Here is a 13573-nt window from a genome sequence, read left to right on the forward strand (position 1 = left end):
TCATTCACGCCAGGTAGCCCTCTTTATATGTCACGATTGCGCGTTGTTTTTGCTGGCACACCTGAATTCGCCGCCTCTAGCCTTGCCGCGCTGCTGGAAAGCCAGCACGAGGTGGTGGCGGTGTATACCCAACCCGATCGCCCCGCTGGCCGCGGCCGTAAGCTAACGCCCAGCCCGGTCAAACAGCTGGCTCTGGAACACAGCCTGCCTGTCTATCAGCCTCAGACGTTAAAGCAACCCGAGGCTCAAGCCGAGCTGGCCGCGCTCAATGCCGACATTATGGTCGTTGTGGCCTATGGACTGCTGCTTCCTCAGGCCGTGTTGGACATACCGCGTCTCGGCTGCGTTAACGTTCACGCTTCGCTGCTGCCCCGCTGGCGCGGCGCTGCCCCCATACAGCGGGCGATCGAGGCGGGTGATAGCGTATCGGGTGTAACTATCATGCAGATGGATGCTGGCCTGGATACCGGGGCGATGCTCACGGAAGTGCGCACGCCCATTACGAACCGCACCACCGGCGGCGATTTGCACGACCGTCTCGCGATTCAAGGCGCCAATGCGTTGATCAACACGCTGGATGCCCTGGCCACCGGCACCGCGCATGCCACGCCTCAGCCCGAGGAAGGCGTCACCTATGCCGCCAAGCTGAGCAAAGCGGAAGCCGAGCTCGACTTTGCCCAGCCCGCCCAGCAGTTAGCCAGCAAAATTCGCGCTTTTAACCCCTGGCCGGTGGCTTGGTGCGCATTAGGCGATGATCGCCTGCGGCTGCTAATGGCGAACGTAGAAGAGGGCGATCAGCCAGCCTGCGAGCCCGGCATGCTACTAGACCACGGCGACGATCATCTGCGGATTGCCTGTGGGGAAAACGGCAGCGAGGTACTTTGTGTGACCAGCGCACAGCTGCCCGGCGGTAAAGCCATGGACGTGCGTGACTTACTCAATGCCCGCCACGCGCGCCTTGCTACCGGTACTCGTCTTGGTAAACCAGCGGCTCAGGCCAGCGAAGGAGAAACACCATGAGCCAAAAGCGCTCCCCCCAAGGCGGCAGTGGTCAGGAAGTCCGCGCCGCGGCGGCTCGCGCGCTGGCCCCGGTGCTCAGCGACCAAGGCTCACTGGCGGGGCTGGATGAGCACAGCGTGGTGGCTCGCGACCGCGGGCTGCTCAAAGAGCTCTGCTTTGGCACCTGCCGCCGCTTACCGCGTCTGGAAGCCTTAGCGGGCACATTACTTAAGCAACCGTTTAAAAAGCGCGACAGCGATGTTCAGGCGCTGCTGCTGCTGGGTATTTACCAGTTGTTGTACATGCGCATTCCAGCCCACGCGGCAGTAGGTGAAACCGCGGGCGCTGCGCGCTTGCTGAATAAGGAGTGGGCCACCCGCGTGTTAAATGGCTGTTTGCGGCGATTGCAGCGCGAATCCGAGGCGCTCCAGGCCCAAGTAGACCGGGATGAGAGCGTCGCGTTAGAACATCCACCCTGGCTACTTAACGCCTTGCGTCAGGCATGGCCAGAGCAGTGGCGGGCGATTGTCGAAGCCAACAACCAGTCAGGCCCGATGACGTTGAGAGTGAATCAGCACCACAACGATCGTGAAGCCTACTTGTCGCAGTTGACCGAGCAGGGGTTGAGTGGTCACCTGTGCCCCCACGCCCCAGACGCCATCACGCTGGAAACACCCTGCGATGTCACGGCGCTGCCTGGCTTCGAAGCGGGACATATTAGCGTTCAGGACGAGGCCGCCCAACTCTCGGCAGTACTGCTGGGGCCCGTGCTTGCGCCACGGCCAGGTGCACATGTTCTGGATGCTTGCTGCGCCCCCGGCGGCAAAACGGCCCATTTGCTCGAACTGTTCGACATCAATCTTACCGCTATCGATAGCGATAATCAGCGCCTGGCACGGGTGGAAGATACCCTTACCCGACTAGGCGTAGAGGCCGTTCTCCAACACGCCGATGCGACCGAGCGCGACTGGTGGAGCGGCACGCCGTTTGATGCCATCCTGCTCGACGCCCCTTGCTCTGGCACCGGTGTTATCCGCCGTCACCCGGATATCAAGAAGCTGCGGCGCAAAGACGATATCCGGCCGCTGGCCAAGCTTCAACGTCAGCTGTTAGACAACCTTTGGCCGATGCTGCGCGAAGGCGGCACCCTGCTCTACGCCACCTGCTCGGTGCTTCCGGAAGAGAACAGTGAGCAGATTGAGGCATTTCTCGCCCGCACCCCTGACGCCCATGTCACCACGCCTAACGATGTTGCCTGGGGCATTTCCAGCGGCGCGGGTCGCCAGCTGTTTCCAGCCCAGAACAGTCACGATGGCTTTTTTTATGCCAGACTAGAGAAGCGCACTGCCTAGGCGCTCACTGATGTCGGGGGCAGTGATTTCATGACAAGGAAGGAGGTACTATGAGTCATCATACTTACAAGCACGTGGAATTGACCGGCTCTTCCGAGAAGGGCATTGAGGAAGCGGTTCAGAATGCACTGGCCAAGGCGTCAGAAACGATTAAGCACATGCGCTGGCTGGAAGTAGTCGATACCCGTGGCCATATTGAAGATGGCCAAGTGGCCCACTGGCAGGTAACGGTTAAAGTCGGCTTTACGCTAGAGTAATCCCCACCTGCTTTTCGGCGGCGGCTGGTTTACACTGGCCGCCGTCTTTATTGCAGCGCATGATAGACGTACCTGAACGACCATTTACGTCTTCAACGTCAGGACTGAGTCCTAAGACCGTCTCCTGGTCTTAACGATATTGCGCTGGCGCTTTTAATGGAACCGATGCTCAGCAATGAAAATCATCATTCTCGGCGCCGGCCAGGTCGGCGGCACACTGGCAGAACACCTCGCCCGCGAGGAGAACGACATCACTGTCGTTGACACTGACGCCAAAAAACTTCGTGAGCTGCATACCAAACTCGATATCCGCACCGTTACCGGGGCGGGCTCCTACCCCATTGTGCTACGTCAGGCAGGCTGCGAAGACGCTGATATGTTGATCGCTGTGACCAACAGCGATGAGATCAATATGATCGCCTGCCAGGTCGCCCACACGCTATTTCGCACCCCGACCAAGATTGCCCGTGTACGCGCCACCGCCTACTTGACCCGTAAAGGGCTCTTCGCCCACGAAGCGATTCCCATTGATGTACTCATCAGCCCAGAGCAGGTGGTGACCGACCATGTACGCCGCCTGATCGAACACCCAGGCGCCTTGCAGGTCTTGGAGTTTGCCGGTGGCCTGGTACAGCTGGTGGCGGTGAAAGCGTTCTACGGTGGCCCGCTGGTGGGCCAGGATTTGGCCTTTCTGCGCCGCCATATGCCCAACGTGGATACCCGGGTGGCGGCGATTTACCGCCGTAACCGCCCAATCATTCCCCGTGGCGATACGGTCATCGAGGCTGACGACGAGGTGTTCTTCCTCGCCGCCCGCCGGGATATTCGCGCAGTGATGAGCGAGCTGCGCCGGGTCGAGCGGGACTTCCGTCGGGTCGTGATCGCCGGGGGTGGCAATATCGGCGAGCGGCTGGCGGAGCATTTGGAGCATAGCCACCAGGTCAAGATCATCGAGCACAGCCTGGAGCGCTGCACCACCCTCTCCGAGCGACTGGATCGCACCGTGGTGCTCCACGGCAGTGCCACCAGCAAGCGCTTGCTGGAAGAGGAGAATATCGAAGAGTGCGATATCTTCTGCGCGCTGACCAACGACGACGAGGTCAATATCATGTCGTCGCTACTCGCCAAGCGTTTGGGGGCGAAGAAGGTGCTGACGCTGATCAACAACGCCGCTTACGTGGATTTGGTGCAGGGGGGCGAGATCGATATCGCTATTTCTCCCCAGCAGGCGACCATCGGCAGCTTGCTCACCCACGTGCGTCGGGGTGATATCGTCAACGTTCACTCGCTGCGCCGGGGCGCCGCCGAGGCCATTGAAGCCATCGCCCACGGCGATAAGCAGTCCTCCAAGGTGGTCGGGCGTACCATCCGCGAGATCGACCTGCCCGAGGGCACCACCATCGGTGCGATTGTGCGCGGCAAGGAAGTCATTATCGCCCACGGCGACGTGATGGTTGAGAGCGGTGACCACGTGATTCTATTTGTGATCGACAAGCGCCGCATTCGCGATGTGGAGCGCCTGTTCCAAGTCGGCTTAACGTTCTTTTGATAACCCTCGAACCACGGCCACTGGCTGCTAATAACAGGAGCATGCGACAACCATGAGTCTGCGGGTTATTTTGCGCATTTTGGGGCTGCTGCTGATGCTCTTCAGCCTTACCATGCTCCCCCCAACGCTGATTTCACTCTGGTTTCGTGACGGCGTGTGGAGTGCCTTTATTAGCGGTATTGCGATTTCGGTGGCGACGGGATTACTGCTTTACCTTCCCAATCGACGCTCGCAAAAAGAGCTGCGTATCCGCGACGGCTTTATTATCGCCGCGATGTTCTGGACGGTGCTGGCGCTGTTCGGCTCACTGCCGCTGATGCTATTCGGCGAAGGCTCTCTCGGCGTCACCGATGCGGTATTTGAGTCGTTCTCCGGTTTAACCACTACCGGCGCCACGGTGATTACCGGCATCGATTTTCTACCCGAGTCGATTCTCTACTATCGCCAGCAGCTCCAGTGGCTGGGCGGCATGGGGATCGTCGTTTTGGCCGTCGCCATTTTGCCCACTCTAGGCGTGGGCGGTATGGCGCTGTATCGCACCGAGATTCCTGGGCCGTTGAAAGACTCCAAGCTCACACCACGCATCACCGAAACCGCCAAGGCGCTGTGGTATATCTACGCCACGCTCACCCTGGCCTGCATGATCGCCTATATGTTAGCGGGCATGAGCTGGTTCGATGCCTTGAGCCATAGCTTTTCCACCGTCGCCATTGGTGGCTTCTCCACTCACGACGCCAGCATCGGCTATTTCGATAGCGCTACCATCGAGATGATATGCGTGGGTTTTATGTTGATTTCGGCGTTCAGCTTTAGCCTACACTTTATCGCTTGGCGTGAAAAAAGCCTGATGCACTACTTTCACGACCCCGAAGCGCGCTTTTTGATGCTATTTCTACTCGCGCTGTCCGTGGTCACCGTGCTCTCTCTGTGGTTAACCGACACCTACGACACCGCGCGCGGTCTGAGACATGGGGTTTTCCAAGTCGTGTCGGTGGCCACCACAGCAGGCTTCAGCGTTGCCGACTTTTCCATGTGGCCCGGCGCCCTGCCCTTTTTACTGTTTGTGGCAGCCTTTGTTGGCGGCTGCTCCGGCTCTACCGGTGGCGGCATGAAGGTGATAAGGATCATTCTGATCCTCAAGCAGGGCATGCGTGAAATCATGCGATTGATCCACCCCAATGCGGTGATTGCGGTCAAAGTAGGTAAAGTCAGTGTCCCCGACAGCATTGCTCAAGCGGTATGGGGGTTCTTTTCAGTCTACGTGATGCTGTTCTTTTTAATGCTAGTGGGCGTCATGGCAACCGGGGTTGATCAGGTCACAGCCTGGTCGACGGTGGGCTCGGCCCTCAATAATCTCGGCCCTGCACTGGGTGAATCCCACACTCACTATGGCGACATGCCTAGCTTGGCGAAATGGATACTGGTCATGGCTATGCTGCTCGGTCGCCTGGAAATTTTTACGGTACTGGTGCTGTTTACCCCCGCTTTCTGGCGGCGTTAAGCGCTTCACGCCTGCCCCCCTTATTGATCGATTTGAGAGCTGTTAATGAACCACGAAGATACATCTCACGACGAAACGCCCAACGCAGAAGCGGAGTCGCTGGCTGAAACACCGACTTCGCTGCCAGCCACCAGCGGGCCGTTAAAAACAATCACTGTCGGTGAAACCCGCTACACGCTGCTGGGCACGGCCCATGTGTCGGCGGAAAGTGCCGACGACGTGCATGCGCTATTGGCAAGCGGCGCCTTTGATGCAGTGGCTATTGAGTTATGTGACGCCCGCCACCACAGCATGTCCAACCCGGATGCCATGGGCGAGCAGGATCTGTTCCAAGTCTTTAAACAAGGTAAAGCGGGCATGGTGGCCGCAAGCCTGGCGCTGGGCGCCTTTCAGCAACGGATTGCCGACCAATCCGGCATTCAGCCGGGGGCCGAAATGCGTGCGGCAGTTGAGGAAGCTAACCGACTGAAACTGCCGCTGTTGCTGGTTGACCGCGATGTCGGCGTAACGCTGAAACGCATTTACAGCAATGTGCCCTGGTGGCAGCGCTTCTCGCTGTTTTCAGGCCTGCTTGGCAGCGTGTTATCGCGTCAGGATGTCTCCAAAGAGGACATCGAAAAGCTCAAAGAGGGCGATATGCTGGAGGCCACCTTCAGCGAGTTCGCCGCCGAATCCGAAGCGCTCTATACACCGTTGATTCGCGAGCGCGACCGCTATATGGCACTGCGTTTGGCCGAAGACGCGCCGCCGGGGCGCTACCAGCACGTGTTAGTGGTGCTCGGCGCAGGCCACCTCAAAGGTACCGGCGAACATCTTGAAGCCCCGCTACCCGCGGAGCCAAAAGTAGAGCGCGAATCGCTGGAAGCCACCCCGCCACCGTCCAAGCTTTGGAAAGCGCTGCCGTGGCTGATTACCGCGTTGGTGCTTACCGGCTTTGCGATTGGCTTTTCACGCAACACCGACCTTGGCTGGCAACTGGTGCTTGAGTGGTTCTTGATTAACGGTATTCTCTCTGGCGGTGCGACGATTATCGCCATGGCGCACCCGGTGACCGTGATTGCCACCTTCTTTGCCGCGCCGCTCACCTCGCTGAACCCCACCATCGGCGCTGGCTTTGTGGCCGCTGGGGTTGAGCTCTTTATGCGCAAACCCAAAGTGCGCGATTTTTCATCGCTACGCCACGATGTAACGCAGTTGAAAGGCTGGTGGAAAAACCGTGTATCGCGCACCCTGCTGGTGTTTATTCTCGCCACGCTAGGCTCCGCGGTGGGCACCTGGGTGGCCGGATTCAGAATCGCCGGTGCTCTGTTTGGCGGCTAGGCGCCGCATCGCTGCAGTAGGCGGGTCGATTTTGTGATGCAATCGGCTCGCCGCATAACTATCGTTAAACACCTCAAAGTAGTCATCCAGCACGTCCGCAGCAACCGTATCCCCGCCCTGGCGCAGCAGCTCGATAGCCACTTCCGCAGTACAAAGGTGCGATTTTGACGCCGGTTTGCGCAGCCGGTAGCGCGTCTCGCGCTCGGTTCTCAATGGCAGCACGGGCAAAGCATCTAGATAAGCGCTTTTACGGAACATGCGCCGCGCCTGACGCCAAGTGCCATCCAGAATAATAAATACCGGAATGCGCGCCTGCGCTTTCGCCGCATGCACCGCGTCTATGCCAACCACCCGATCCGCATAGTCGGGCTGATCATCGGGAAAGATCACAAAGGGCGCGTAAAGAGGATCTTTCAACAACGCGGCCAGCTGTGCATCCGGCGCCGTGCGGTACCAGGTAAACACTTGGGTCGTCGTGACCACATCACCAATCAAACGCCCGGTGTTGGTTGGCTTGTAATGCTCCAAGGGGTGGGTCAATAACCACACCTGAGCATGGCTCTCCGCCTTCACCTGATAGGGGCACAGGCAATTCAGTACGGGGAGCTGACAGTTATCGCAGCGGGTGACAAAACTGCCCCGCGCCTTGAACTCGCGCCGCGGCGGACGCGGATGTTCAGCGGCTGAATCATGATTCACAGAGCTCTCGTCAACAGAGCTATCAACATCAGACATCCACGCTCCAGAATGTGAAAAAGGGCGCAGAGTATAAATGAGCGCATCATCTTTTGACGAATGTTTCCACCACCACCGTAAACCTAAAAAATCTCCAACGTTGACACCCAAAGCGCAACGCCGCTAAAGTCTCGTCAACTATTAAAGGTAAAAAGGTTTACACCATGACCGTGCCCCACGAACAGCTTCCTCATGCGCAGCGCCACGACTGGACGCTGGATGAGATCAACGCGCTTTTCGCGCTGCCGTTCAATGATCTGCTGTTTCAAGCCCAGCAGGTTCACCGTGCCCACTTCGACGCTAACGCGGTGCAGGTCTCTACTCTGCTGTCGATCAAGACCGGCGCCTGCCCCGAGGATTGCAAATACTGTCCGCAGTCCGGCCACTACAACACCCAGCTGGAGAAAGAGAAGCTGCTGGAAATTGAAAAGGTCGTCGAACAAGCCAAGGCAGCGAAAGAGGCAGGTGCCAGCCGTTTTTGCATGGGCGCCGCCTGGCGAAGCCCGCGGGATAAAGATCTACTGCTGGTCGAAGAGATGGTTCGTCAGGTGAAAGCCGTGGGCCTTGAAACCTGCATGACGCTGGGGATGGTCGACGGCGAGCAAGCTAGTCGGCTGGCCACGGCGGGGCTCGATTACTACAACCACAACCTGGATACCTCGCCAGAGTTCTACGGCGAGATCATTACCACCCGCACCTACAGCGACCGGCTGGAAACGCTCTCCAACGTGCGCGATGCGGGCATGAAGGTCTGCTCTGGCGGGATTCTCGGCATGGGTGAAGATGCCAAAGACCGTAGCGCCCTGTTGCAACAGCTGGCCAAGCTCTCCCCGCACCCTGAATCCGTGCCGATCAATATGCTGGTGAAAGTGCCCGGCACACCGCTGGAAAATGTTGAAGATTTAGACCCCATCGAGTTCATACGCGCCATTGCGGTCGCCCGCATTCTGATGCCGCAAAGCCATGTACGGCTCTCCGCTGGCCGTGAGCAGATGAACGAATCAACCCAGGCGCTGGCGTTTTTGGCCGGTGCCAACTCGATCTTCTATGGCGACAAACTGCTGACCACTGGCAACCCCCAAGTGGATCGTGACCGTGCCCTGTTTGCCAAGCTGGGCCTGCACCCTGAGAAGCGCGAGACCTGCGAAAGCGAAGATACTCAAGCAGCACGCCTTGCCCAACAGGCACAGCAGCAGGTGCACGCCGAAAGGGTTGCCGAGCTGGCGGTAGACGCCAGTGTCTGAAGCGTGGCAACAGCGTCTGGCCGACGCCCGCGCTCATCGTCAACAGACGGAGCGCTGGCGAACTCGTCAGGTAGCCAAAAACAATACCCTCGACTTTGCAGGTAACGACTACCTGGGCCTCACCCTAGACCCTCGCGTGTGTGAAGCCCAGGCGGAAGGCGCGCGCCGGTTTGGCGCGGGTGCAGGTGCTTCGCACTTGGTCAGCGGTCATCTAGAGATTCACGACACCCTGGAAGAAGCGTTAGCGCGCTGGACAGGCCGCGAACGTGCGCTGCTGTTTTCTACCGGCTATATGGCCAATCTCGGTGTGCTGCAAGCGCTGGCAGATCGCCATACCGCTATTTTCCAGGATCGCCTCAACCACGCATCGCTAATTGATGGCGCCGCGTTAAGCGGTGCCCGCTCGCGGCGCTTTCATCACCGCGATGCCATTGATCTGAACAGCCTGCTGGCACGCAGTGAGTGCGCGCATAAGCTCGTGGTCAGCGATGGTGTTTTCAGTATGGATGGCGATATCGCCGATATTGCCACGCTGGTCGAAGTCAGTCAGCAGCACAGCGCCTGGCTGATGATCGATGATGCCCACGGCGTAGGCGTGCTAGGCGACAATGCCAGCGGCTGCGTGGGCAACACCTGGAGTAGTAAGGACGTGCCGATTCTTGTCGGCACGTTAGGAAAAGCATTAGGCACCGCCGGGGCGTTTGTTGCTGGTGATACCGAGTTAATCGATCACCTGATCCAGTTTTCACGCAGCTATGTCTATACCACCGCCCAACCTCCGGCCATCTCCACCGCGACTTTAAAAGCGCTGGAGATCGTTCAGGGCGAACCGGAACGCCGCGCTCAGCTAAACGCCAATATCGCTTACTTTCGCCGTGAGGCGCTGCACCTGGGGCTAGCTCTCAGCGATTCGGCCACCCCCATTCAGCCGCTGATCCTGGGCGATGAAACGCGCACCCTAGGCTGGGCATTACATCTCCAGCAAAAGGGTATACAGGTGGGGGCGATTAGACCGCCAACAGTGCCCAAGGGTGAATCCCGTCTGCGTGTGACTTTAAGCGCTCGCCATCAGCACGACGATATTGATCAACTGTTAGCCGCGCTCCACCACTGCCAGCACCAAGAGGCGTTATGCAGCCCCTGCGCTTAATCCTGCTCTCCGGCTGGGGAATCGACCAGCGTATTTGGCAGCCGCTTGAGGCGTACTGGCCCACTCACCTATCTTCCCACGCGGTGGAGTGGCCCGGCTACGGCGATGCACCCCCGCTGAGGGCGAACGCTACGCTGGAAGAGCTGGCCGACACTATGGCCGAGCCGTTAGCCAGCGATGCGGTCTGGGTCGGCTGGTCATTGGGTGGGCTACTTGCTACGGCGCTACTGGCATATCTTCCCCCACCTCGGGGCCTGATTCTGCTCGGTGCGGGGGAGACGTTCTGTGTCAAAGGCGAGGTCAGCGCCAAAGGTGGCGTCACTAGCGCCGAGCTGAGTGCCTTCCAACGCGCCTTTCAGCGCGACCCCACCGCGACCTGGCAACACTTTTTGCGCTGGCAGACCCAAGGTGAGCCCGGCCCCCGGCAAGTTCACCGGCAACTGCGTGATTTATTGGGCGATACACCGCCTGCCGACAGCCCCACCTTGGCTACCGGCCTACACTGGCTGGCAACCATTGATAATCGCCCACGCCTAGCGGCGCCCCCTTGCCCAGTGGTACGTCTCATCGGCGACCATGATCCATTCATCAGCCCCGCCCAGCGCCGCGTAAGCAAGCCCCTAAGCGGTGTCGGCCACTGCCCGATGCTCTCACAGCCCCATGCACTCGCCGCCGCGATTGGCCATCATGCCAATCAGATGGCTAACGCCAGTATGGCGGTTTTATGAGCGACCTAATGCTGAACAGTAAGGTCAGCTGGCAGGCACGGGTCGCCCACGCCTTTTCCCGGGCTGCCCCCCGCTATGATGTGCTCGCCACTGCCCAGCGCCACATAGGCGAGAAGCTTTGGGGTTCGTTACCTCCACGCGCTTTTAACGTGTTGGATATGGGGTGCGGTACCGGTGTCTGGACTCAGCGGTTAGCTGAACATTACCCGAATGCTCGTATAACGGGGTTAGATTTAGCCCCCGGTATGCTGGAACAGGCCCGCCAGCGCCACGGTGAAAGCATTTATTGGCAACCGGGCGACGCTGCGGCCCTGCCGTTTGGTAAGCATGCATTTGATCTGGTGTTTTCCAACCTGGCGGTGCAGTGGTGCCCCGACATTGGCGCGGTGATGGAGCAGCTTTACCGGGTTCTCTCTCCTGGAGGGCAGGCGCATATCACCACGCTGCTGCCCGGCACCCTGGAGGAGATCGCCTTTGCCTGGCAGCGCCCCGAGGCGCTGCTGCAAACGCCTGATCGCGCCAGCGTCGAGAGAGCCATCGGCGAAAGCGGCTTAACCATCACCCGGCAGACGGCCACCGTTGAGCGCTTCTATTACCCTGACTTGAAGGCGGTAATGGCGTCCATCAAAGGTGTCGGCGCCCAGATTGCCCGGCCACAAGCCAGCCTTAGTCGAAGAGACATCGCCGCCGCACAAGCGCGCTTTGAACAACTCCGCCAACCGGAAGGCCTACCCGTGAGTTACCACTGCTTAACGCTGCAATTGGAAAAATCGCTATGAACGTCTGGTTTGTGACTGGCACCGATACCGATGCGGGTAAAACATTGGTGACCAGCGGATTGCTATATACCGCCCGCCAACAGCAGTTGAGCACGCTGGGCTTGAAACCTATCGCCTCCGGCAGCCAAGCGACGCCTGAAGGCCTGCAAAATAGTGATGCTCTCGCCCTTCAGCATCAAAGCGTGCCGCCGGTCGACTACGCCACGGTGAATCCCATCGCCTTTGCCCCCGCCATTGCGCCTCACCTCGCTGCGTTAGAGGCGGGTCAGCCGCTTGAGATTAGCACCATCGTTAGCTTGCTGCGCGAAACGCTTAGCCAAACACCCAGAGACATCACTCTGATTGAAGGCGCCGGCGGCTGGCGCGTACCGTTAAACGAACAGGAAGATTTTGCCGACCTGGCGATGGCGCTTGAGCTACCGGTGATTCTGGTGGTTGGCCTAAAGCTGGGCTGCTTGAATCATGCCCGCTTAACCGCAGAAGCCATTCGCGCCGACGGCTTGGTATTAGCCGGCTGGGCAGGCAGCGTGGTAGACCCCGCTTTTGCGGCTGACACAGCCCGCTTTGAGGCCAATATTGCCCATCTAAACGCCAAGCTGACGGCTCCCTGTTTAGGCATTATTCCCCATCTAGATGCCCCCAGTGCCGCGACTGCCGCCCCCTACCTATCCCTGGAGCCGTTATGAACACGCCGGTTTGGCATCCTTATGCACACCTAAAAACCCAGACACCCGCCCCCAAGGTAGTCGGCGGCGACGGCGTTCACTTTGTGCTTGAGAGCGGCGAACACCTGCTGGACGCCACCTGCTCCTGGTGGTGCATGATCCACGGTTACGGCCACCCGCGCTTGGTGGCGGCCATTCGCGAACAGGCAGGCGAGCTGTGCCACGTGATGCTTGGCGGCTTGACGCATAAGCCCGCCGATCAATTAGCTCGTGAACTGGTGCGCATTACCCCCGCCGGGCTGAACCACGTTTTCTATTCAGACAGTGGTTCGGTGGGCATGGAAGTGGCGATGAAAATGGCCCTCCAGTACCAGGTGCTCACCGGCAACCCCGGTAAGCACAAGATGCTCTCGCTGATGAAGGCCTACCACGGTGACACCACCGGCTGCATGGCAGTGTGCGACCCTGAAGAAGGCATGCACAGTCTGTTCGCCAGCCTACTGCCCCAGCACCATTTTGCTCCGGCCCCCACGGCCCCTTTTGATGCCACCGCTGAACAGGTCGAGCACGACCTTAGCGCCCTGCGTAGCGTACTTGAGCGCCACCATGATGAGATCGCCGCGCTGTTGATGGAACCACTTTTACAAGCAGCTGGCGGGCTCAATATGACCTCGCCGGACTATGTTACTGGCGCCAGGGAACTGTGCGATGAGTTTGGGGTGCTGCTAATTTTTGACGAAGTCGCCACCGGCTTTGGCCGCACCGGTAAGCTGTTTGCCGCTGACCACGCAGGCGTCACGCCGGATATTATGGTGCTCTCCAAAGGCTTGACCGGCGGCTATTTGGGTCACGCCGCAACGCTCGCCACGGATCGTGTCCACGACGCCTTTATCGGCGATACACCCCAGCACGCCTTTATGCACGGGCCTACCTTTATGGGCAACCCGTTGGCCTGCAGGGTGGCGCTGGAAAGCCTGCGCGTCTTCGAGGAAGAGAATTATCTAGGTAAGATTGCGAAGCTCAGCCAGCAGCTGCAGCGTGAGCTACTTGAAGACCAAGCGCTGAATACACATCCGGCAGTGGCCGACGTTCGAGTCCTTGGCGCCACCGCGGTGATCGAAGCGCACTCCGCCGAGGTGCTAAAAGGCGTAGGAGACTTCGCCCGCGAGCGCGGCGTGTGGCTGCGCCCCATTGGCCGCTGGCTGTATACCATGCCCGCCTACATTACTTCTGAAGCGGAAATTAGCCAGATTACCGATGTAATGAAGGCGTGGTTCTTAAGGCCTCAATAAAG

General features: G+C 59.2%; 13 protein-coding genes. 12 read left to right on the plus strand and 1 reads right to left on the minus strand.

Annotated elements, in window-relative coordinates; all coding sequences use genetic code 11:
* Positions 1-27: 27 nt before the first annotated feature.
* The 6 genes from fmt (at position 28) to HZS52_RS00935 (ending at position 6978) form a co-directional block, all read left to right on the plus strand.
* Positions 28-1020: a methionyl-tRNA formyltransferase gene (gene fmt, locus HZS52_RS00910; protein ID WP_009288389.1), complete on the plus strand. Its 993-nt coding sequence runs from the start codon at positions 28-30 to the stop codon at positions 1018-1020.
* Positions 1017-2351, plus strand: a complete 1335-nt coding sequence (rsmB, locus tag HZS52_RS00915) for a 16S rRNA (cytosine(967)-C(5))-methyltransferase RsmB (RefSeq protein WP_009288388.1) — start codon at positions 1017-1019, stop codon at positions 2349-2351. The genes fmt and rsmB overlap by 4 nt, the downstream gene beginning before the upstream one ends.
* A gap of 50 nt (positions 2352-2401) precedes the next feature.
* Positions 2402-2608: a dodecin gene (locus HZS52_RS00920; protein WP_008959783.1), complete on the plus strand. Its 207-nt coding sequence runs from the start codon at positions 2402-2404 to the stop codon at positions 2606-2608.
* Between the two features lie 175 nt (positions 2609-2783).
* Complete coding sequence (gene trkA / locus HZS52_RS00925) at positions 2784-4157, plus strand: Trk system potassium transporter TrkA (RefSeq protein WP_039860535.1); 1374 nt, start codon at positions 2784-2786, stop codon at positions 4155-4157.
* Between the two features lie 52 nt (positions 4158-4209).
* Positions 4210-5658 carry a TrkH family potassium uptake protein gene (locus HZS52_RS00930; protein WP_022520099.1) on the plus strand — a complete coding sequence of 483 codons (1449 nt, stop codon included), beginning with the start codon at positions 4210-4212 and terminating at the stop codon, positions 5656-5658.
* Positions 5659-5703: 45 nt separating this feature from the next.
* On the plus strand, positions 5704-6978 hold the full coding sequence (locus tag HZS52_RS00935) for a TraB/GumN family protein (protein ID WP_159176035.1): 1275 nt from the start codon (positions 5704-5706) through the stop codon (positions 6976-6978).
* Here the strand turns inward: HZS52_RS00935 and HZS52_RS00940 are convergent.
* A complete protein-coding gene (locus HZS52_RS00940) occupies positions 6913-7713 on the minus strand; it encodes a tRNA-uridine aminocarboxypropyltransferase (RefSeq protein ID WP_159176034.1) in 801 nt (266 codons plus the stop codon). The two genes, HZS52_RS00935 and HZS52_RS00940, sit on opposite strands and share 66 nt — an antisense overlap.
* Before the next feature lie 164 nt (positions 7714-7877).
* On the opposite strand from HZS52_RS00940, the gene bioB reads away from it, so the two are divergent.
* Genes bioB through bioA form a run of 6 tightly spaced genes read left to right on the plus strand, consistent with a single transcriptional unit; the run spans position 7878 to position 13571 of the window.
* A complete protein-coding gene (gene bioB / locus HZS52_RS00945) occupies positions 7878-8957 on the plus strand; it encodes a biotin synthase BioB (protein ID WP_159176033.1) in 1080 nt (359 codons plus the stop codon).
* Positions 8950-10107, plus strand: a complete 1158-nt coding sequence (gene bioF / locus HZS52_RS00950; protein ID WP_190374005.1) for an 8-amino-7-oxononanoate synthase — start codon at positions 8950-8952, stop codon at positions 10105-10107. Before bioB ends, bioF begins: the two co-directional genes overlap by 8 nt.
* Positions 10089-10835 (plus strand): alpha/beta fold hydrolase, encoded by a 747-nt coding sequence (locus HZS52_RS00955; RefSeq protein WP_190374006.1) that lies wholly within the window; start codon positions 10089-10091, stop codon positions 10833-10835. The genes bioF and HZS52_RS00955 overlap by 19 nt, the downstream gene beginning before the upstream one ends.
* Positions 10832-11614, plus strand: coding sequence for a methyltransferase domain-containing protein (locus HZS52_RS00960; protein WP_190374007.1), 783 nt, complete (start codon positions 10832-10834; stop codon positions 11612-11614). Before HZS52_RS00955 ends, HZS52_RS00960 begins: the two co-directional genes overlap by 4 nt.
* Positions 11611-12300: a dethiobiotin synthase gene (gene bioD / locus HZS52_RS00965; protein WP_009288382.1), complete on the plus strand. Its 690-nt coding sequence runs from the start codon at positions 11611-11613 to the stop codon at positions 12298-12300. The genes HZS52_RS00960 and bioD overlap by 4 nt, the downstream gene beginning before the upstream one ends.
* On the plus strand, positions 12297-13571 hold the full coding sequence (bioA, locus tag HZS52_RS00970; RefSeq protein WP_041157554.1) for an adenosylmethionine--8-amino-7-oxononanoate transaminase: 1275 nt from the start codon (positions 12297-12299) through the stop codon (positions 13569-13571). Before bioD ends, bioA begins: the two co-directional genes overlap by 4 nt.
* Positions 13572-13573 lie beyond the last annotated feature (2 nt).

It is taken from the genome of Vreelandella titanicae (genome assembly GCF_014697095.1).
In the GTDB taxonomy this organism is placed as follows: Bacteria; Pseudomonadota; Gammaproteobacteria; order Pseudomonadales; family Halomonadaceae; genus Vreelandella; species Vreelandella titanicae.

Coding starts and splice junctions, on each gene's coding strand:
- fmt (WP_009288389.1), top strand. CDS start 28: ATGTCACGATTGCGCGTTGTTTTTGCTGGCACACCTGAATTCGCCGCC.
- rsmB (WP_009288388.1), top strand. CDS start 1,017: ATGAGCCAAAAGCGCTCCCCCCAAGGCGGCAGTGGTCAGGAAGTCCGC.
- HZS52_RS00920 (WP_008959783.1), top strand. CDS start 2,402: ATGAGTCATCATACTTACAAGCACGTGGAATTGACCGGCTCTTCCGAG.
- trkA (WP_039860535.1), top strand. CDS start 2,784: ATGAAAATCATCATTCTCGGCGCCGGCCAGGTCGGCGGCACACTGGCA.
- HZS52_RS00930 (WP_022520099.1), top strand. CDS start 4,210: ATGAGTCTGCGGGTTATTTTGCGCATTTTGGGGCTGCTGCTGATGCTC.
- HZS52_RS00935 (WP_159176035.1), top strand. CDS start 5,704: ATGAACCACGAAGATACATCTCACGACGAAACGCCCAACGCAGAAGCG.
- HZS52_RS00940 (WP_159176034.1), bottom strand. CDS start 7,713: ATGTCTGATGTTGATAGCTCTGTTGACGAGAGCTCTGTGAATCATGAT.
- bioB (WP_159176033.1), top strand. CDS start 7,878: ATGACCGTGCCCCACGAACAGCTTCCTCATGCGCAGCGCCACGACTGG.
- HZS52_RS00955 (WP_190374006.1), top strand. CDS start 10,089: ATGCAGCCCCTGCGCTTAATCCTGCTCTCCGGCTGGGGAATCGACCAG.
- HZS52_RS00960 (WP_190374007.1), top strand. CDS start 10,832: ATGAGCGACCTAATGCTGAACAGTAAGGTCAGCTGGCAGGCACGGGTC.
- bioD (WP_009288382.1), top strand. CDS start 11,611: ATGAACGTCTGGTTTGTGACTGGCACCGATACCGATGCGGGTAAAACA.
- bioA (WP_041157554.1), top strand. CDS start 12,297: ATGAACACGCCGGTTTGGCATCCTTATGCACACCTAAAAACCCAGACA.